14 protein-coding genes, 1 pseudogene and 1 riboswitch are annotated in these 19,518 nt (G+C 68.2%); of the genes and pseudogenes, 6 read left to right on the top strand and 9 right to left on the bottom strand.

Features of this window, described 5'->3' with window-relative positions:
• Positions 1-85: 85 nt before the first annotated feature.
• The 8 genes and pseudogenes from QM809_RS01545 to QM809_RS01510 form a co-directional block, all read right to left on the bottom strand.
• The gene (locus QM809_RS01545; protein WP_415044086.1) at positions 86-1,057 is read right to left on the bottom strand and encodes a transglutaminase family protein; all 972 of its coding nucleotides are present in this window, start codon (positions 1,055-1,057) and stop codon (positions 86-88) included.
• A complete protein-coding gene (locus tag QM809_RS01540; protein WP_415044085.1) occupies positions 1,054-3,654 on the bottom strand; it encodes a circularly permuted type 2 ATP-grasp protein in 2,601 nt (866 codons plus the stop codon). The genes QM809_RS01545 and QM809_RS01540 overlap by 4 nt, the downstream gene beginning before the upstream one ends.
• Positions 3,651-7,099 (bottom strand): annotated as a pseudogene (locus tag QM809_RS01535) (DUF2126 domain-containing protein). The gene QM809_RS01540 and the pseudogene QM809_RS01535 overlap by 4 nt, the downstream one beginning before the upstream one ends.
• A 173-nt stretch (positions 7,100-7,272) precedes the next feature.
• Positions 7,273-8,058, bottom strand: a complete 786-nt coding sequence (locus QM809_RS01530; protein WP_415044084.1) for an ABC transporter ATP-binding protein — start codon at positions 8,056-8,058, stop codon at positions 7,273-7,275.
• Positions 8,055-9,113, bottom strand: coding sequence for a FecCD family ABC transporter permease (locus QM809_RS01525; RefSeq protein ID WP_415044083.1), 1,059 nt, complete (start codon positions 9,111-9,113; stop codon positions 8,055-8,057). The genes QM809_RS01530 and QM809_RS01525 overlap by 4 nt, the downstream gene beginning before the upstream one ends.
• Positions 9,110-9,868, bottom strand: coding sequence for a class I SAM-dependent methyltransferase (locus QM809_RS01520; RefSeq protein WP_415044082.1), 759 nt, complete (start codon positions 9,866-9,868; stop codon positions 9,110-9,112). Before QM809_RS01520 ends, QM809_RS01525 begins: the two co-directional genes overlap by 4 nt.
• Entirely contained in the window at positions 9,865-10,866 is a 1,002-nt protein-coding gene (locus tag QM809_RS01515; RefSeq protein WP_415044081.1) for an ABC transporter substrate-binding protein, read from the bottom strand. The genes QM809_RS01520 and QM809_RS01515 overlap by 4 nt, the downstream gene beginning before the upstream one ends.
• Before the next feature lie 55 nt (positions 10,867-10,921).
• A riboswitch (cobalamin riboswitch) is annotated at positions 10,922-11,106 on the bottom strand.
• A gap of 412 nt (positions 11,107-11,518) precedes the next feature.
• Positions 11,519-12,403, bottom strand: coding sequence for an NAD-dependent epimerase/dehydratase family protein (locus QM809_RS01510; protein ID WP_415044080.1), 885 nt, complete (start codon positions 12,401-12,403; stop codon positions 11,519-11,521).
• A gap of 94 nt (positions 12,404-12,497) precedes the next feature.
• Between QM809_RS01510 and QM809_RS01505 the strand changes: the two genes are divergently transcribed.
• Entirely contained in the window at positions 12,498-13,202 is a 705-nt protein-coding gene (locus tag QM809_RS01505; protein WP_415046984.1) for a ScbR family autoregulator-binding transcription factor, read from the top strand.
• Here the strand turns inward: QM809_RS01505 and QM809_RS01500 are convergent.
• Entirely contained in the window at positions 13,105-14,136 is a 1,032-nt protein-coding gene (locus tag QM809_RS01500; protein ID WP_415044079.1) for a ScbA/BarX family gamma-butyrolactone biosynthesis protein, read from the bottom strand. The genes QM809_RS01505 and QM809_RS01500 overlap by 98 nt on opposite strands.
• A 232-nt stretch (positions 14,137-14,368) precedes the next feature.
• Here QM809_RS01500 and QM809_RS01495 point away from each other — a divergent pair, with 232 nt between their 5' ends.
• The 5 genes from QM809_RS01495 to QM809_RS01475 all read left to right on the top strand — a co-directional run bounded on the left by QM809_RS01495 (position 14,369) and on the right by QM809_RS01475 (position 19,308).
• The gene (locus QM809_RS01495; RefSeq protein ID WP_415044078.1) at positions 14,369-15,004 is read left to right on the top strand and encodes an MspA family porin; all 636 of its coding nucleotides are present in this window, start codon (positions 14,369-14,371) and stop codon (positions 15,002-15,004) included.
• A 111-nt stretch (positions 15,005-15,115) separates the two neighbouring features.
• The gene (locus QM809_RS01490) at positions 15,116-15,247 is read left to right on the top strand and encodes a hypothetical protein (RefSeq protein WP_415044077.1); all 132 of its coding nucleotides are present in this window, start codon (positions 15,116-15,118) and stop codon (positions 15,245-15,247) included.
• Between the two features lie 10 nt (positions 15,248-15,257).
• A complete protein-coding gene (locus QM809_RS01485) occupies positions 15,258-15,467 on the top strand; it encodes a hypothetical protein (RefSeq protein ID WP_415044076.1) in 210 nt (69 codons plus the stop codon).
• 1,383 nt (positions 15,468-16,850) lie between these two features.
• Positions 16,851-18,776 (top strand): hypothetical protein, encoded by a 1,926-nt coding sequence (locus QM809_RS01480; protein WP_415044075.1) that lies wholly within the window; start codon positions 16,851-16,853, stop codon positions 18,774-18,776.
• 13 nt (positions 18,777-18,789) lie between these two features.
• Positions 18,790-19,308, top strand: coding sequence for a hypothetical protein (locus tag QM809_RS01475; protein WP_415044074.1), 519 nt, complete (start codon positions 18,790-18,792; stop codon positions 19,306-19,308).
• Positions 19,309-19,518 lie beyond the last annotated feature (210 nt).

Genomic DNA, 19,518 nt, shown 5'->3' with positions numbered 1-19,518 from the left:
CGATTAGCGAGGGGGCTCGACCTGCGAGGGGGGTCGACCAGCGAAGGGGTGGTCGAGCGGAGTCGAGACCCGGCGTCGGGTCCGATCAGTCGAGGGGGGCGACGTCCACGGAGACGTCGATCGTCGAGCTCGTCGAATCGGTGTAGATCACGCCGCGCAGCGGGGCGACGTCGTCGTAGTCGCGGCCCCACGCCACGGTGACGTGCCGTTCGTCGACGAACTTGTTGTTGGTCGGGTCGAACGGCAGCCACAGGTCGCCGGGCATCCAGACCGCGGCCCAGGCGTGGGTCGCGCCGGCGCCGATCACCCGGTCTTGTCCGGGCGGCGGCTCGGTGGCCAGGTAACCGGAGACGTACCGGGCGGCGAGGCCCTTGGAGCGCAGGCAGGCGATCGCGACCCGCGCGAAGTCCTGGCAGACGCCCTCGCGGCGCTCCATGACGTCGGCCACCCGGGTGGCCACCGAGGTGGAGCCCGACCGGTAGGCGAAATCGGTGTAGATGGCGGTGGTGAGCTCCTCGACGGCGGTGACCAGGGGTTTCCCCGGCGTCAGGATCTCGTCGGCGTAGCGTCGGACGGCTTCGCCGATCTCCGGCGGCCGCAGATCGAGGACGTACTGGCAGGCCATCTCGTCGCCGAGCCCGGCCTGCCCCAGCGGGCGGGCGTCCTCCCACGGGGCGAGGGCGGCCGGGCAGCCGGTGATCTCCTCGTCGAGCGGATCCACCTCCACCAGCGACGAGGCGTTCACCGTCAGCTGGGTGTGCCGGGTGGTCACGTGGAAGAAGGTGTCGAGGTTCCCGAACGCGTCGGTGCCCTCGGACCGGTCGGTCGGCTCGGGGTCGATCATGATCTGCTGCTCCAGCACCCGCTGCCCGGGCAGATCGCGCGGGGTGAGGAAGCACCGCCCGTACGACGACGACACCGAATCGTCGTAGGTGTAGGTGGTGGTGTGCGTGACCCGGTAGGTGACGGTGTGCGACGCCGCGGTCCGCGCGCTGAACGCGAGCGGCGGCAGCGGCGCCGGGGTCTCCACCGGGTTCTCGACGGGTGTCTCGGTCATCGGGGTCCTCCCGGGACGGTGCCGGCCCACAGCGGACGCGCGGCGACCGGCGGGGCGAAGCGGGTGCGTTCGAGCACGTCGGACACCTCGTGCAGGCCGTCGCGCAGCGTGTCGAGCAGGCGCTCCAGTTCGGCGCGGCGGTCGTCGTCGACCACGTCGACGTCGTCGGTGTCGAAACGCCGCAGCGCGGTGATGAGTTCTTCGACGATCCGTTCGGCCGGGCCCGAGCGGAGCTCGTCGGGGAGCCCGGACAGGCTGGTGCGGAGCGCGGTGAGCTGGAAGACCGCCGAGCGCGGGTTGGTGTCGTCGAACAGCATGAGCGCCATCGCGGTGCGCGGCCGGGCCGGGCCCGGGTACAGCCTGCGGTAGGTCACCGACGACTCGCCCGCCACCAGGTAGGCGTCGACCAGGGCCGACTCGGTGTCCGGGTCGGACACCGGCACGACGGTCCCGCGGGTCATCTCGGCCAGCCCGAGGGTGCGCTCGATCCGGCGTCCGACGTCCATCATCAGCCAGCCCGCGTCGCGGACCAGCGCCTCGTGCGCCAGACCGGCGAAGGCGAGCAGCGAGACCAGCAGTTCGGTGAGCGTCTCGTCGAGCCGGACGCCGTCGTCGTCCTCGGTCGCCGCGAGCGCCGCGAGGGCGCGTTCACCGCCGCTGAGCACGCTCCAGGTGGTCACCGACATCTGGTCGCGCACCGCGCGGGCCGCTTCGGCGAGCGCCGCGACGGCGTACCCGACCGTGCCGGCGACGTGCGTGTCGGCGGTGAGCGAGGTGAGCCCGGCGAGCACGTCGGTGGCGTTCGGTCCCTCGGCGCGCAGCGGCGCGATCGCGGTCGGCGCACCGGCGACGGAGTACACCGTGTCGAGCAGCGGCTGCAGCGCCCGCGAACCGAGCTGCCACGGACGGTTCCGGTAGAACTCGTCGCGTTCGCGGGCCACCGCCAGCAGCCGCACCAGCACCTCGGCGCGGTCGGCGTAGCGGCCCATCCAGAACATGTTCGAGAGCATGCGCGGGGTGACGGCGGGGACGGCCGCCGACACGGTGCGCCGCGACGGCACGGTCGACACCCGCACACCGCTGCGCACCTCCTCGGACACCGGGACCCAGACGTCCTTGGCCGCCGACGAGTGCAGCAGCCGACCGGCGAGGCCGCCGGCCAGGACGTGGCCGAGGCCGCCGCTGAGCACCTTGTATCCCGACTCCTGCGCCACGGTGAAGGCGCGCAGGGAGAATCCGCGGGCGGTCACCACGCGGTCCCCGGGCACCATCGACGGCACCTGCGACACCTCGACGAGGCGCCGGGCGCACCACGACGCGGGGTCGGCGTCGATCCGGGCCCGGACCTGCTCCCGTTCGGGCGCGGTCAGCCGCGGTCCGACGACGCGTTCCCCGCTGGGGAGGTGGGTCAGCACCAGGTCGTCGAGGTCGTCGAGCGCGGCCCGGCCGCGGGCGGTCCCGAAGTGGTACGACGGCGCCGACGGCAGCAGCAGATCCTCGTCGAGCAGGGCCCGGCACAGATCCGGCAGGTAGGCGTGCAGCGCCGGGTTCTCCAGCAGTCCGGAGCCGAGGGTGTTGACCACGCCGACCGCGCCGCGCGTCATCAGTTCCACGAGGCCGGGCACGCCCAGCCGGGAGTCGGCGCGCAGATCGAGCGGATCGGTGTATTCGGCGTCGACCCGGCGCAGGACGACGTCGACGCGTTTCATCCGGCCGAGGGAGCGCATGTACAGGCCGCCGCTGCGCATGGTGAGGTCGTCGGCCTCCACCAGCGGCAGACCGAGCGCCGAGGCCAGGGTGGCCTGGTCGAACGCGGTCTCCGAGGCGGCGCCCGGACTCATCAGGACCAGGGTGGGGTCGCCGGCGTCCGGTGGGGCCGCGTCGAGCAGCGCCAGCCGCAGGTTCTGGGCGAACGACGACAGCGACCGGGGGGCGACGCCGCGATACATGATCGGGAGGGCCCGCGACATCACGCGACGCCCGGCCAGCGCGTACCCGATGCCCGAGGGCGCCTGGGTGTGGTCGGCGAACGCCGCGAACGAGCCGTCGGCGAGCCGTCCGACGTCGGTGGCGTGCAGGAAGAGCGATCGTGCGCCGGGGACCCGGACGCCGACCGCGCGCCGCACGAAACCGGGGTGCCCGAAGACCAGTTCGGGCGGGACCAGCTGTTCCCGCAGGGTGCGCTGCGCGCCGTAGAAGTCCTTCAACAGCATGTCGAGCAGCAGGGAGCGCTGGGCGAGCGCCCGGGCGAGCCGATCCCACTCCTCCGGTGAGATCACCATCGGCAGCGCGTCGAGCCGCCAGCGGACGGTGCGATGCGGCGGGGCGTCCGGATCGTCGTCGTCGGTGGGCACGTTGTAGGTGAGGTCGTCGTCGTCGACCAGTTCGCCGACGCGGGTGCCCAGACGCCGGGCGCCGGACTCGCCGAGTTCCCGGAGACGGTCGACGACGGGATCCCACTGCGGGCGGACGGCGCCCGCATCGTCGTACAGCTCGTCGTAACGGTCGCCCGTCCGGCCGGCGGGCGGGTATCCGGAGAACACGCTGCGGCCGGTCGACGCGTCGGCGTGACCTGCTGTCGGAGGCGCGGAGGTCATTCGAGCACTGTACGTGCCCGACGCAGGTCCAGGATGCCCGGCGACCCGTTGTCGGTGGCCAGCCGCGCGGCGAGCTCGCGGAGACGGCCGACGGCGACGGGCCCCGGGGTGTGTCCGAGCGCCTCGAACCGGCCGCCGCGACGCGATTCGGCCTCCACCGCGTTGACCGGCGGGACGTCGTAGGCGCGGCCGCCCGGATGCACCACGTGGTAGGTGGCGCCCCCGACGGAACGACCGTGCGCCAGGTCGACCAGATCGAAGCGCAGCGGCGAGTCGACGGTGAGCGTCGGGTGCAGCGCGCTCGGCGGCTGCCAGGCGCGGAACCGGACGCCGGCCACCGAGACGCCGGGCTGCCCGGCCGGGACGAAGGGCACCGGGTACCCGTTGCAGGTCAGCATGTGGCGGGCCGGGTCGAGGCCGCGGGCCAGCAGCTGCACGCGCTCGATCGACGAGTCGACGTAGCGGGCGGTGCCGCCGAGTGCGGACTCCTCGCCGAGCACGTTCCACGGCTCGATCGCACCGCGCAGCTCCACGTCGACCCCGGCGAGTTCGACGGTCCCCAGCCGCGGGAAGCGGAACTCGGTGAACGGGGCCAGCCACGCGGTGTCGAAGGGCAGACCCGCCTCGCGCAGGTCGGCCGCGACCTGGGCGATGTCGTGTTCGATGAAGTGCGGGAGCAGCCATTTGCCGTGCAGGTCGGCGCCGTGCCGGGCCAGCGGCCGCCGGTACGGCTCCCGCCAGAACCAGTCGACCAGGCAGCGGACCAGCAGCGACTGGACCATCGCCATCTGAGTGTGCGGCGGCATCTCCGAAGCCGCGCAGCTCCAGGATGCCCCAGGCGGCCGCGCGGCGAGTCCGGGCTGTAGAGCTTGTCGATGCAGAACTCGGCGCGGTGGGTGTTGCCGGTGATGTCGGTGAGCAGATGCCGCAGCGCGCGGTCGGCCACCCACGGGGGGACGTACGCGTCGGGATCGCCGTCCTTCCGGGCTTCGGCGGCCTCGCGGGTGAGGCGATCGATCTCGGCGAAGGCGATCTCCATCTCGTACAACGACGATTCGCGGCCCTCGTCGGCGCGCGGCGCCTGGCTGGTGGTGCCGATGAACTTGCCGGAGAACAGGTACGAGAGCGCCGGATGGCACTGCCAGTAGGTCAGCATGGACACCAGCAGGTCCGGGCGGCGCAGCAGCGGCGAATCGGCGGGGGTGGGCCCGCCGAGGGTCACGTGGTTGCCGCCGCCGGTGCCGCCGTGCGCGCCGTCGTGGTCGAAGGTCTCGGTGCCCAGCCGGGTGAGGCGGGCGTCGGCGTACAGGCCGTCGAGCACCTCGTTCTGTTCGGCGAAGGTGCGGGTGGGCTGCAGATTCACCTCGATCACACCCGGATCGGGGGTCACCGTCAGCGACCGGATCCGTGCATCCGACGGCGGCCCGTACCCTTCGACGACGATCGCCTCCCCGGTCTCCCGCGCCGCGGACTCGACGGCCGCCACGAGTTCGGTGAAGTGCGCGGCGTCGACGGTCGGCGGCAGGAACACGTGCACGACGTCGCCGCGCACCTCGACGACGACGGCGGTGCGCGGCAGCCACTCGTCGCGCTCGTCGTCGACCTCCGGCATGGCCTCCTCGGCGGCGCGCGGGGTGGTGGGCGGAACGGTCGGGGTCTCGTCTCGGGATCCGGGGGAGCCCAGGGGTTCGGCCGGGCGCAGCGGATCGGCGGGGAACTCGTGGGGCGGCGTACCCCAGGAGATGGAGTCCAGCGGGAGCCGCAGCCCGGCGGGGGAGGTGCCCTCGGTGAGGACCAGGCGGCCGCGGCGGGTGGCCCAGCGGTTGCCGGTCCAGTGCTGCTCGTCCTCGGTCCGGGACACCGGGAGCACGTGCGCGGTGGCGGCGGTGACCGACGCCTCCAGGCGCGCGAGCAGCGCGGCGCGGGTGTCGGGGGCGTCGTCGGCGAGGTCGTCGTCGAATCCGGCGGGGACGGGCGGATCGCCGACCGGCTGGGCGAGCCAGCCCGCGTACGCCGCGACCGGGTCCTCGAAGGCGGGCAGCACCAGGTCGGTCTCCAACGTCAGCGCCTGCGCCACCGCGGCGGTGAAGACGGCGCTGCGTTCGGCGTTCCGGGCCTGCTCGGCAGGGCCGTACACGGGGGTCGACAGGCTCGCCTCGGCGAGTTCGGCGTCGGCCCACGGGTCGGCGAGCAGCGTCGGATCCGACCACAGCGCCTCCCCGTCGGTGCGCCAGAGCAGGTCGATCTGCCAGCGCGGCAGCGGCTCGCCCGGATACCACTTGCCCTGGGCGCGGCGGACCAGCCCGCCCGGGGCGAACCGGTCGGCCAGGCGGTGCGCCAGCGCGGAGGCGAGGCGGCGCTTGTCGGGGCCGTCGGCGTCGGTGGTCCACTCGTCGGCGGTCTGGTCGTCGATCGAGACGAACGTCGGTTCGCCGCCCATCGTCAGGCGGACGTCGCCGTCGGCCATGCTCGCGTCGACGCGGGCGCCCAACGCCAGGATCGAGGCCCACTGGTCGTCGGTGTAGGGCAGGGTGACGCGCGGGTCCTCGTGGATCCGGGACACCGCGTTCCGGAAGTCCATGGTGGCGTGGCAGGGGGCGACGGCCCCGGTGATCGGCGCCGAACCGGACGGGTCGGGGGTGGCCGAGAGCGGGATGTGCCCCTCACCGGCGAACAGCCCGGAGGTGGCGTCCATACCCACCCAGCCCGCGCCGGGCAGGTACACCTCGGCCCAGGCGTGCAGGTCGGTGAAGTCGTTCTCCGGTCCGTCGGGGCCGTCGAGGGACTTGACGTCGGAGGTGAGCTGGACCAGGTAGCCGGAGACGAACCGGGCCGCGAGCCCGAGCCGGCGGAGCACCGAGATCAGCAGCCACGCCGAGTCCCGGCACGACCCGATCGCGCTGGTGAGCGTGTGTTCCGGAGTCTGGACGCCGGCCTCCAGGCGGACCGAGTAACCGACGGCCTGCTGGATCGCGGTGTTGATCCGGACCAGGTAGTCGATGGTGCGCTCGTCGACGGGGTCGCGGAACCGGTCGGCGAACTCCACGACGACGGGGGCGGGGCCTTTCCCCTCGTGGTCGTCGACCGGCCGCAGATACGGGGCGAGATCGGCGCGCAGCTCCTCCGGGTACTCGAAGCCGGCGTACTCGGCGTCGTCGTCGATGAAGAAGTCGAACGGGTTGACGGCGGTCATGTCCGCGACCAGGCCGACGGTGATGCTCAGGTGGTCGGTCGGCTCGGGGAACACGACGCGGGCCAGGAAGTTCCCGTAGATGTCCTGCTGCCAGTTGAGGAAGTGCTCGGCCGGTTCGATCCGCAGCGAGTAGGCCTCGATCGGGGTCCTCGAATGCGGTGCCGGGCGCAGCCTGATCACGTGGGGGAAGACCTTCACCGCGCGATCGAAGCTGTAGCCGGTGTGATGTTCGAGGGCCACTTTGATCGTCATCCGATCATCCCATCACGACGGCGGAGATCTCGCCGGGTGAGGGAGGTTCTTCGCCGTCCCGCCGATCCCTGAGCCGCACGCGAGCGTAGCGAGCCTGCGTGTCGAAGGGGCTCGGTGATCGTTCTCGGTGAGCCCCCTTCGACTTCGAGTCTCGGCTGACGCCTCGAATCGGCTCAGGGAGCGGAGGGGGTCCCGCTGGTCTCCGGCGGGAGGAACAGGATCGTCGGACGTCCGTCGCGGAGCCGGACCTCGGCGCGCACCCGGTAGACGCGGGCGATCAGGTCGGCGGTGAGGACCTCCGCCGGGGTGCCGGCGGCCACCACCCGGCCGCGGTCGAGGACCACGACGGCATCGCAGAACATCGCGGCCAGGTTGAGGTCGTGCAGGGCGACGACGGTGGTGGTCGGGAGCCTGCGGACCAGTGCGAGCAGGTCCAGCTGGTGGCTGATGTCGAGGTGGTTCGTCGGCTCGTCCAGCAGCAGTTCCCGGGGTTCCTGGGCGAGGGCCCGGGCGATCTGGACGCGTTGGCGTTCGCCGCCGGAGAGGGTGCGCCACGACCTGTCGAGCAGGTCGTGGAGGTCGGTGCGGGCCACCGCCGCCGCGATCGCGGACCGATCGTCGTCGGTCTCCCCGCCCCACACACCGCGATGCGGGGTGCGGCCCAGCGCGACGACGTCGGCGACGCGCAGGTCCACCTCGGTGTCGCTGTGCTGCTCCACCTGCGCCACCCGGCGGGCGACGTCCCGGCGGCGCAGCTTCTCCAGCGGGACGTCGTCGAGCGTGACGATGCCCGCCGTCGGCCGTCGGATGCCGGCCAGCAGTGTGAGCAGCGTCGACTTCCCGGAGCCGTTCGGGCCCAGCAGTCCGACCGTCGCGCCCGGTGCCGGGGTGAGGTCGACGCCGTCGACGATCAGGGACTCGCCCGCCCGCCAACTGACCGAGGCCGCATGCAGTGTCATCGGCCGGCCTTTCTTCTCCAGAGGATCACCGCGAAGGCGGGCACGCCGACCAGTGCGGTCACCACGCCGACCGGGAGCTCCTGCGGGGCCAGCGCGGTCCGCGCGACGGCGTCCACCCACACCAGGAAGATCGCACCGATCAGTGCGGTGGCCGGAAGCAGCCTGCGGTGGCCGGGTCCGACGATGGCGCGGGCCGCGTGCGGCAGCACCAGGCCGACGAAACCGATCGCGCCGGCGACGCTGACGACCGCCGCCGTCATCAGCGCGGTGGCGACGAACAGGCTCGCGCGCACCCGCCGGACGTCCACGCCGAGACCGGCGGCGGACTTCTCGCCGAAGGCGAAGGCGTCCATGGCGCGCGCGTGGATCAGGCAGACGGCGAAACCGGCGGAGAGGACGCCCAGCACCATCGCCACGTCGAACCAGTCGGCGCCGCCGAGCGAGCCGAGCAGCCAGAACAGGACGCCCCGCGTCTGTTCAGGGTCGGCGGCGGTGATGACGATGAACGAGGTGAGCGCCGAGAACAGCTGGGTGGCGGCGACGCCGGCGAGGATCACGTGCGCCGGGGCGCCGCCGGCCACGTGGGCGAGCAGCAGCACCAGGACGAAGGCGACGAGTGCGCCGACGAACGCGCCGCCGGACAGTCCGACGACCCCGGACCCGATGCCGAGGATCACGATCAGCACGGCGCCGGTGGAGGCTCCGGAGGAGACGCCGAGCACGTAGGGGTCGGCCAGCGGGTTGCGCAGCAGCGATTGCAGGATCGCTCCGCACAGGCCCAGTCCCGCGCCGCAGAGCGCGGCGAGGAGCGTCTGGGGCAGCCGCAGGTTCCACACGATGCCGTCGCGGATGTCGGTGGTGCCGGACGGCGGTCCGCCGAGGTGGTCGTAGACGACGGCCACGACCTCCCGCACCGACAGTCCCGCCGGGCCGAGGGTGATCGCGACCGCCACCGAGGCCGTGAGCAGCACCGCTCCGCCGATCCACAGGAGGACGACGGCGGGCAGCCGGGAGAGCGGGGGACGGGCGCCGGATCGGAGGGGCGCCCGGGTCACCGGACTCCGTAGACCACGTAGTCGTCGAGGAACTGCCATGCGGTGCCCGACTCGGCGAATCCGGCCTGCGCCAGCGCCGCGAGCTGGAAGTCGACCGCGGTGGGCGGGGAGGCGAGACGTTCGGCGAACCGCCGGTCGCGTTCGGCGGCCGCGGCGGCCATGCCGGGCGCCTCGCGCAGCCGCTGCCACCAGGAGTCCCAGGTGGGTGCGCCCGCGGCGAAGGCGTCGCGCTGCGTCCGCGCGTCGTGCCGGGCCGCCCAGTCGGCGATCACCGGGGTGCGGGAGTCGAACCGGAAGTGGTCGCCGTTGACCAGCAGGCCGCCGTCGGCCAGCAGGTCGCGGGTCTGCGCGTAGAGCGCGACCAGCTCGTGCGGGGCCGTCCAGTGCAGGGCCGTGGTCGACACCGCGGCGTGGACCGGCCCGCCGGCGCGTTCGGCGACCTCGCTCGTCCACGCGGGATCGAGCAGGTCGGCGTCGACGAGCCGGAGCCGGACACCGTGATGCGGCGACGTCCGCCGGGCCAGTTCGAGGAGGGTCGGGTCGTGGTCGACGCCGATCGCCGACGCCGCGTCGAACCGGTCCAGGATCCGGTTCGACAGCGATCCGGGACCGCACCCGAGGTCGACGACGGTGAACGGGGCGTCGCCGAAACGCAGCTCGAGCAGGTCGAGCATCGCCGCGAAACGCAGTTCGCGGTGGGCGATGTAGGCGCTCTGCTGCGCGTCCCAGTCGGCCAGGAGACGCGGAAACGTCACTTCACCACTCCGAGTCTGCGCAGCCCCGCCGCGACCTCCTCGGTGCCGGCGACGTTGCGGATCGACGGGTCCATCGTGGTGCCGTTGAGGATGATGTAGCGCTTGTTCTTCACCGCGGTCAGCCGGCTGGCCACCGGATCGGATTCGAGGAACTCGATCTTCGCGGCGGCGCTGTCGCCGTCGTCGCCGCGATCGAGGTCGGCGAGGATCAGGACGGTCGGGTCGCGGTCGAGCACGCTCTCCCAGCTGACCTCCGGCCAGTACTGCTTGCTGTCGGCGAAGGCGTTCTTCGCACCGAGCGCGGTGGTCATCAGGCCGGGAGCGCCGCAGCAGCCGGCGAAGTAGGGCGTCTTGGTCGAGGCGTACCACCAGCCGAGGGTCACGTCGTCGGCGTTCAGGTTCGACGTCGCGGCGTTCGCGCGGGACCGCAGGCTCTCGGTGAGCTCCTCGCCCTTCTCCGGCACCTGGAAGAGGGTGGCGATGTCGGAGACCTCGGAGTACAGGTCGTCGAGGGTCCACATGCGTTCGCGGTCGGCGTCCTGGCCGCCGCATTCGCTCGGCGACTGGTAGGTGGCCACGCCCATCTCGCCGAACTTCTCGCGGTCGGCGATGCCCTCGGAGGTGAACGCGTAGTCGAAGGTGGCGTACACGAAGTCGGGTTCGCGTTCCAGCACCGACTCGAAGGAGGGGAACTCGGTGTCGAACGGCTTCACCTCGCCGCGTGCGGCTTCGAGGTGCGGGAGCACGCCGTCGTCGCTCTGCGCGTAACCGACCATGCGGTCCTGCAGGCCGAGGGAGAGGAGGAGTTCGACGGCCGGCTGGTTCACGGCGATCGCCCGCTCGATCGGTGCGGAGACGGAGACTCTCTGGTCGCAGTTCTCGACCGAGGCCACCGCGTTCGACGAGTCGGAGTCGTCTCCGGAGGAGCACGCCGTGGTGGACAGCGTCAGGGCACAGGTCAGGGCGACCGCGGACAGTGCGGTCTTGGGGAATCGCATTGGTTCTCTTTTCGCCGGGACTCGTTCGCGGAGTCCGCACCGTCGGGGACGGCACCTTCTCGGTGCCGCTGCCAGCCGGTATTCGGACTCGAGATCGCTCCGCCGAGACGCCTTCCCGGATTCGTGTCCAGTGGCGTGGTGCCCCGGCGGTCCCTCTCACCGCTGCGCGTCAGTTCCGGATTCGCACCGGATTCCCCTGCCTCCCGGTGAGGGAGGCGCGCTGGCGCGAGTGAGCGTAACACGCGATATCGGAGGTCAGCGGAGTATCGGGCCGGGGACTCGGTCGGACGACGACGGGCGGTCGGCGACAGCGGTACGACGACGCCGAGTCGTCTCCTCCGCACCTTCGGGATGCGTTTCCCGCGGTGCGGACGGGTGTCGTCACGGCTCGGTTGGTCTCCGGGGCGGTGCGCGCATCATCGTGGGCGCGCATCACGGCGGGGATCACGATGTCCGGGCCGGGTCAGGCCCCTCGTCCTGACCCGGCAGCGGGGATGAGCGCAGTGCCTGCGCAAAACAAAACCATTCTACCGGTTACCTGAAAGAACTGTGGCACCCGAGCCCTGGATCCCGTAAGACGGCGGCCGTCCCGTCGGTGGGGCTTCGGCTTCCGAGGGGGCGGGTGAGCGTCTACGAAGGTCCAGGCTCCGCGTCATTTCCGTTTCAGGTCTTCCAGGACGGCCCTGATCCGGCGGGTGTCGAGGGTGTGATCGGCGGCGACGAGGTCGATGTGTCGCGGGGTGAGACCGAGTCCGGCGGCACGGTCGAGCGCCTCCGCGTATGAGATGCTCGGCAGCGGTCCGCCGGGGACGTCTGCATCGGAGGTGCGCCGCCACAGGTCTCGGATGGTCTGCGGGGTGTCGTCGGCGACGTTGACGACGGTTCCTCGCAGGTGGTCGGGAATCGGCGCCCCGGCCAGAGTGGTGGTGATCGCGGCGAGGTCGGCGGTGGAGACGATCGATTGGCGGGCGGCACCGTCGTCGACCAGGGCGCCGAGGGCCGTGATGATCCTCGCCAGTCCGGTCAAGAAGCTCTGCGGTCCTGGTCCGTGGACGAATCCGGGGCGCAGAACCAGCCCGCCGGTGCCTTGGACGATCTCTTCTCCGGCTCGTCGGCTTCGGCTGAGGTCGGTCACGGGGCGGGGCGCGTCGCGTTCGGTCCGCTCACGGAAAGGCCCGGCTCCGTAGACGCCGATGGTGCTCAGATGGATCAGGCTGTCGATACCCAGTGCTTGGACGGCCTCGGCGATTCGTGCGGTGCCGTGCTCGTTCGTCTCACGGGCGAGCGCGTGTTCGGTGCCGGTGTAGGAGGCGGCGTGGATCACCACGTCGGCGCCGTCGAGAGCGGGGGCGAGGGTTTCAGGGGCGGTGATGTCGGCGGCGATCGCGGTGACGGCGTCGTGATGCGCGGGCGCGGGATGTCGCGAGACGGCGCGTACGCGGTGTCCTCGTGCCAGGCAACGGTCGACGATACCGCTGCCGCAGAATCCGGTGGCGCCGATCACGGCGACGGTGCGGGGCGGTGGGGAGTCGTTCATGGATGAGGGGCCTTCTGCTGATGGGGTGGTTCTGGGAGTGCGTCTACGGTGGGAGACGACGAGAACTCGTCTCGAACGTGTGGAGGGAGTGCCGGTGGCCAAGCAGGCTCGCGCTGTGGTGACCTATGAGCAGATTCTGCGCGGTGCGGCGCAGGCGTTCGGCGAAGCGGGCTACGAGCGCGCGAAACTGAACGACATCGTCGAGGCGACCGGAGTGACGCGCGGTGCCCTGTACTTCCATTTCGAATCCAAGGAGGCGCTTTCCGCCGCCGTGATCGAGCGGCAACACGAGTTGTCGATGCGCACGGTGGCGGCGATCGCCGAGTCCGGTGCGCCGGCGCTGGCGCAGATCGTGATGCTGTGTCATGAGATGGGTCGGCAGATCGTCACCGACCCGATCGTGCACGCCGGAATCCGGTTGACGCTGGAATTGAACGCCGCGCAGGGCCCGAAGAGCCCGTACGAGGACTGGATCGAGGTGTGCCGCGCCTTGGCGGAGCGGGCGATCGAGGAAGGCGACCTGCTGTCGACGGTGTCGGCGGCCGAGCTCGGGGATTTCGTCATCTCGTCGTTCACCGGAGTACAGATGGTGGCGAACGTGCTGACCGGGAGGTCGGACCTGGAACAGCGCGTCGATCGCATGTGGGGTCTGCTGCTGCCGGCGGTCATGCGCCCGGACAGCACGCATCCGCTCGACGAGATCAGGCGGGCCCGCTGGACGTCGCCGGACGATCCGGCCACTCCGGTCCCCTCGAATACTCCGATTCCTGCTGCCGGCCCGACGGATTCTGCCGACTGACGCTGAGTCGGACGTCCGCGTCGGCGACGGGGTGGCCGTCCTGGACGCAGGTCACGGTGAACTCGTCGTCTGAGTCTGATCTCCGTTTCACGGTGACCGTCACCTCCGCATCGAGTTCGGCGAAACGCATGAATCGCGCATCGATCGAAGTCAGGATGGCTTGCGGGTCTTCTACGGCGAGTCGGACGGCCTGGCGGATGCCTTCCAGGATCAGCATTCCCGGTACATGGTCGCAGCTGTGGTCGAACAGCACCGGATGCGTCGGATCGATGCGCAGCGGCCACGAGTCTTCTCCGCGGCGCCGGCCGAGGACGACATCCTCCCGGTCGACCACGCCGACCGCATCCGGATCCACCGGAATCGGCATCGACGGCGATCCGGGAGTTCGGGGTTCGGCTCCGCCCCAGCGAACCTTCTGGTAGCCGGAGTCATCGAAGATCCGTGCGTCCCCGGTCCCGGTGGCCACGATCTTCCCGTCCCGCACGAATTCGAGGTCGACCTGGAGCGCGGCGACACGCGACTGCCGACGGTGGACGTTTCGGACGACGATGCGTACACGCAACTGTGCCGGAGCATCGTCGACGATCAAACCGGATGACCGCTCCGGCACGGCGATCCCGAGCAGCTGCATCGTGAACCGCGAGTTCAGAGGCACGTCGTAGAACGAGTGCGCGACCGCGATCACCGACTGCCGCAGCACTTCGGCCAACAGGAGCGTGTCGTGTCGGCCGTCGGTCGAACGATAGAACCCGTGCCGTCGGGGCAACTGCACACCGACGACGAACACGTCGTCGCGACCGGAGGCCACGACATCGGTCACGAACACTTCGGCCACGGCGGCGCGGTGGACGAGTGTGCGGTCGATGGTGCGGTCGTATCGGACTTCTGGAACCGGATGTTCGGCATGGTTGAGCGTGCTGAGGGTGGGCGTCACGGGGTAGATGCGTACCACATCGCCGGCCTCGACAGAGGGTGTGCACATCATGGTGGTCGGCTTCTGGCTGTCCTGCTGCCGCAGCGTTCCTGCCTGGTGGTTTGGGGTTCTTCGAGGTGGAGCGAGGGGCTTCGATGGTGGTGATGGTCACGTTGTGCGGCGTGCAGTGCGGTGTGTCATGATTCTGTTCAATAACCGGACAAACGGTTTTATTTGAGGTGGAGGATGTGTGATGGTGTCTCGCTGGTGGTGTGCGGGGGTGTGTGCCGTGGTCGGGGTGTTGGTCTCGGGGCCGGTGGTGGCTGCCGAGCCGGCCAAAGCCGATTCGTTCGCTGACCGGGCGGTGTCGAAGACGACTGCCGACGGGTGGCGGGTGTCGGCGGTCAAGGCGAGGGAACGGGTCCGTAGTGTGCCTCCGCTGAATCAGTCACCCTGGTCGCGGGAGGGGTTTTTGAGTCTGCGGGGTGAGGGGCGGATTGCGGGGACGAGCACGCTGCCGGTGAACGCGGGCACGGTCGCGACGGGTTTCCAGTTGGGGTGCAACACCGATGTGACTTCCGGGGCGACGGTGGGGGTGACCGGTGGTCCGACGGCGCAGATGTCGATCTCGTATCCGCCGGCGATGGTGATCGGTGGTCAGTTGATGCCGAGTATCTCGACGACGTTGCGGCCCGGGACGATCGCCGATGTGCCGTTCGGGACCAAGCAGATGGCCGGTGCTCTGGCGGGGATCGAGCTCGACGGCGTGCATGTGAAGGTCGACGGGTGTCTGGGTCCGGTGGCGGTGCGCGCGTATACCCGGGTGGCGATCTCGACCGCGGCCAATGACACCACGGTGCACGTGTACGGCGAACCCCACTACCTGTAGACCGCCGTCGGCGAGCAGCAGATCACCGCTGAGTAGCAGAACAGCAAGGTAGACGACGAGTTTCTCGGTGTCGGCGGTAGTCGGTGCTGAAGGGGCTGATGAGGAGGATTCATGACCACGAATACGACGACGGGCACCGATACGGCCGAGGCGGAGGCGGTGACGGCGGTGCTGGATACCGGTGCCGGCCGAACCGCGGCACGCCTCGGCCGAGCCGAGGTACTCGCCGGCGGGCGGGGGTGAGGGTCGGTCGGTGCCGGTGACGACGGTGTTGTTGTTCCTGGCCGGGTGCGCGGTCATGGTGGCCGCGGCGGCGAATCTGGCGAATCTGTCGGCCTGGGCCGAGCGGTGGGGTCAGATCCCGGTGTTTCTGGTGTTCTTCCTCATCATGGCGCTCGGTGGTCGGTGGTTCTGGGCCGGTGTGGACGCGTTCCTGGCCGCGTTGAAGGGCAAAGACCAGTAGCGATGGGTGAGTTGAGAAGAACCTTCCGATGGTCGTCTCTGGCGGCCACCGGTGCGGCGGCGGTAGTGGTCGCTGGTGGGGCCTCGTTCGGGTTCGGGTTGGTCGGTGCGGGTGTGGCGGGTGCGGATGCGTTGTGTGATCGAGATGCGGGCTCAGCACGGCCCGAACTGGCCGTGTATCAATGTGCCGACGTATACGCCGCCGCCGACGCAGAACAGTCCGGCGCCGATCGTCCCGGGTCAGACTCAGGCGCCGGGGTCGGGTCCGGGGGTCGGTGGGGCTCCGGGCAGTGGTCCGGGGGTCGGGAACGGTACTCCGATCGTCCCGGCACCGGGTCGAGGTCAGGCACCGGGTCAGGACGAGGGGTCTGATCCGGCACCGGCATCGCAGGTACCGGCTCGGCGGCCGGGGCGGACGACCGCTCCGGCTGTTTCTCCGACCCCGTCGGAGCGGTCGCAGCCGTCTCGGTCGCGGGGGTCGGTGTCGAAGCCGGCGGTGTCGTCGGTGCGGCCGGTTCCGAAGCCGGTTCCGGTCACCGAACCCGGAGATACGCCTTCGGTGGAGAAGACCGGTGAGGGTCCTGCCGGTGGTGTCCCGACCGGTGCGTGGTTGATCGGTGCGGTGGCCGCGCTCGCGGTCGGCTACCGCCGCCCCGCGGCGCGGCGGAGTGGCGGGGCGAGCTCGGGCGCGGTGGTCGAGTCGCCGTCGATGGCGCGGTCGTTGTTGGAGCGGGGTGGATCCACTCGTGGGGAGATCGGTCCTTCTCGGATGGTTCTCATCCATGATGAGAGCAGTCCGGAGACGTATCGGTTCGACATGGACGTTCCCGAAGGCGGGGAGACGAGGGTCAATCCGGATGGGTCGGCCACCGTGTACGACAAGAACGGGAACCCGATCCGACACGTCGCGCGGCCCTGGGCCTTCGACGCGGCCGGTCGGCCGCAGAAGACCTGGTACGAGGTCGACGACAACGGTGACCTCGTTCAACACGTCGAACCCGCCGATGACGCCCTCTACCCCATCCTCGCCGACCCGGCTGTCGTACCGACGTCACCAGACAGTGATATCCCATGGGGCCCCGACCATCCCGGTTGGGACCCGCAGTACGACCTTGGTCGCCCAGACGTCGATCCCGACGCCCCGTACCACGGAATACCGCCGCAGGATTTCGATCCGGGACCACCTGCCGAGCAGTCTCCTCCGCCGGTGGAACCGCCGCCGCCCCCACCCATCGAACAAACTCCCCCACCCCCGGTCTATGAGCAGCCTCCGGTATACCAGCAGCCTCCGGTGTACGAGCAGCCGTCTCCACCCATGGAGTCATCCCCAGCCGTACCGATACAACCTGCGGATCCGGCTCCATTTCAACCATCTGTTCCACAGGTGCCAATCGCACCAGAATCGGATGACATACCAATTGAGCCTGCACCTGAAGGCAACGAATATCTGCCAGCAGATGCCGGAACTGCAAATCCGGGTGATTTGGATATTGAATTTCTACCTGCTCCGCTGATAATTTTGCTCTCTCTTCTTGCTCTGATGGGTTCACTGGTCGGGGCGATTTGGGGAGGTCTTGAATGGCTGTTCTCGAACATGATGGAGCTTCTTCAATCTCCAGGGAAAACCAGGGAAGAAACTGTCGAAGAGGCTCTTCGAAAGCATATAGAGGAGTTGGAGAATAATCCGGAGGCGCTAGATAAGGCAATTCGAGATACTGTTCGAACGGCCACGCCGGAACAGATCGAGGAAATCCGCAAAAAATTGCAGGAATCGAATAGGAACCTTGACCAGATTCCAGACGAGGACTTGCGGGAGAGGCTTCGGCGTATCAATCGGAGAAGCCTTGATGTTTTTGAAGAAGCATTGGAGGAGCGAGACAGGATTGAATCAAAACCGAAGGAAAATCCTGAATCCAACCCGAAGCAAAATCCGGGTAGGCAACCTGGTAAACCCCAGTATCCAGGTGAAGCAGACCCTAACAGGGAAGATCTCCCAACGAACCCTGGTGAGAATCCCCAACCTGTCAATCCCTACCCGCCTACGCCTGATCGGGCCCCTCCTACCATCGGTGATCGTCCTGAACAAGCTCCCATAATCGAAGATCCCGGAACTCTCCCCACTCAGCCAGGGGAAAACCCGGAAACGCCTCCATTGTCGCCCGGAGACCCTGGAAGTCTTCCTGATATCGATACTCCACCCTCGGGGCACGATCATAGAGGGCGTCCCATCGCTCCGGAACTACCGGAATGGACGCGTGGCCTGCCTCCGGAACTAGTCGAATTCATGCCGCCAAATTGGTGGACTGCAATCGATTTGGTCCTGGGAAGATTGAATAGGATGGATCGGATAATTCCAGAACCTCTGGATCGAGACAATCCTCCCTCGAATAACGGGGGTGAAGAATCTGGCATGGAGATTGGTGAAGCGGTCACCTGGATTCTTGATATCCTGGGAGTAGACCAGAAGAGATTTCCGGACGACGGGGACCAGGGCATCGTTCCGGACTGGGCTATCAAATCCCCCCACGATTTCCAGAAGGAAATTCCGCCCGAGTTCCGGAAATCAATTTGGGAATTCACGTATGAAGAACGCGAGCAACTCATGCGGTGGATTTTAGAGTGGCTCGACTTCTCTGGGGGTGGGGATTTTGGTAAAAAGCCCCAGGGGATCACCCCGTTTCCTCTCGACAGGTCGGATCAAAACTGGAACTATATGGTGTCGCAGTTGCAGGGGATTCATCGAGTACTGTACTGGCTCCTTTTCGGAGAGAGTCCGGATGGTAAGGATATCCACCATAATATAGAACAGCAAATATTCGAGAAACTCCCTGATCTATTTTCTGCAATACTGCGAGATTCTCCGTGGTTCCTTCGGGGAATTTGGCTTCAGGCCGCCCCGATATGGCATCAAGGGGCGATTAGGAGATTCTGGAATGCTATCTATAGTTACCTTGAGGAGGAGGGGGTTCTCCCGGGTGGGTGGCGCAGTAAGAAGGGGCCTACTAGGATGGGGGAGTCTGATATCGAAAGAGCGCAAGAGGCACTTATGGCTGGAATGTGGATAATTGACATCCTTGTGGGTGAGCACATGGTGCCACGTCCAAGAATATTGGAACTTCCTCAGATGCCAGGGATTCTAGAATGGATGGGATTCGCTGAAGGGACGACCATCGAAGAAATTTCTAAGATGAAGTCAGAAGAGCTCGAAATTTACCTTAAGAAAATGCTGGGAACTTCTTGGAAGGGCGGTCCATGGCCGTTTGACCTTCCCAGGCCAGTTAAAATGGAAACATATTCACCTTGGGGATGAGGATTCTGCTGAAATGACTTTCTATGAAGTGTCGCCCAACGTTCCGGCCGATGTGCTCTGCGAAGAGGAAGATCTCGTTGTTTTCCATCCTGAGATTATAAATGTGCCCATCGCCACTCACTCGAAGTATATGTTTGTGCTCCCTATGGGTGAATCGAAAATAATTTGCTGTAGTGCTTCGATTGGAGTGACGGAAGATCTTGCTGACGCAATTCGTAATTCTGGGCTGACGGGTGTGCGTGTGGGTCCGGAAGCGGAAGTGGAAATGGCGAGTGGATGCGATCCGGAGCGGATCGGAGAGCTCCCTACATTGTTTTCACTGATTCCGGACGGAGTGCCCATGGTTGATGATTTCGGGGTGGGTGGACCAATTGGTGGGAGTATTTATGTGTCGCAGCCGGCATATGATCTGCTGCTAGCTCATGAGCCAACCCTGGCGGCCTGGGAAGTGGGACCGGATGGCAGGCCATTGCCCCGGGACGAGGCGGAGTTTCTCCGTAGGGTGCGTGCGCGAAAAAAGCGGGATGACTGAATCTTCTCCACCTCAGTCGAGGACCATCGTGTCTCATCTTTAGTTGAATTCGATAGCGTATCGGAATTATGTGGCGGCAGTGGTCCGTGCGATGCGCTAGCGTCGCCGCAATGATCGTTCTTTCTGATGTGTGAGGATGTGCCGACCGCAAGAGTGCAGCGACTGTAGTGAGAGGGGTCTGGCGTGTGGAACATACGCGGTGTCGTCACG

Origin of the sequence: Gordonia sp. (in: high G+C Gram-positive bacteria), assembly GCF_047600385.1 — a bacterium.
Classification (GTDB): Bacteria; Actinomycetota; Actinomycetes; order Mycobacteriales; family Mycobacteriaceae; genus Gordonia.
Note: the sequence above shows the minus strand (reverse complement) of the source record. Positions and strands in the feature narration are given on the sequence as shown.

Excerpts from the sequence above, each read along its gene's own strand:
- QM809_RS01545 (WP_415044086.1), bottom strand. The coding sequence starts at position 1,057 with ATGACCGAGACACCCGTCGAGAACCCGGTGGAGACCCCGGCGCCGCTG.
- QM809_RS01540 (WP_415044085.1), bottom strand. The coding sequence starts at position 3,654 with ATGACCTCCGCGCCTCCGACAGCAGGTCACGCCGACGCGTCGACCGGC.
- QM809_RS01530 (WP_415044084.1), bottom strand. The coding sequence starts at position 8,058 with ATGACACTGCATGCGGCCTCGGTCAGTTGGCGGGCGGGCGAGTCCCTG.
- QM809_RS01515 (WP_415044081.1), bottom strand. The coding sequence starts at position 10,866 with ATGCGATTCCCCAAGACCGCACTGTCCGCGGTCGCCCTGACCTGTGCC.
- QM809_RS01510 (WP_415044080.1), bottom strand. The coding sequence starts at position 12,403 with ATGAACGACTCCCCACCGCCCCGCACCGTCGCCGTGATCGGCGCCACC.
- QM809_RS01495 (WP_415044078.1), top strand. The coding sequence starts at position 14,369 with ATGGTGTCTCGCTGGTGGTGTGCGGGGGTGTGTGCCGTGGTCGGGGTG.
- QM809_RS01490 (WP_415044077.1), top strand. The coding sequence starts at position 15,116 with ATGACCACGAATACGACGACGGGCACCGATACGGCCGAGGCGGAGGCG.
- QM809_RS01475 (WP_415044074.1), top strand. The coding sequence starts at position 18,790 with ATGACTTTCTATGAAGTGTCGCCCAACGTTCCGGCCGATGTGCTCTGC.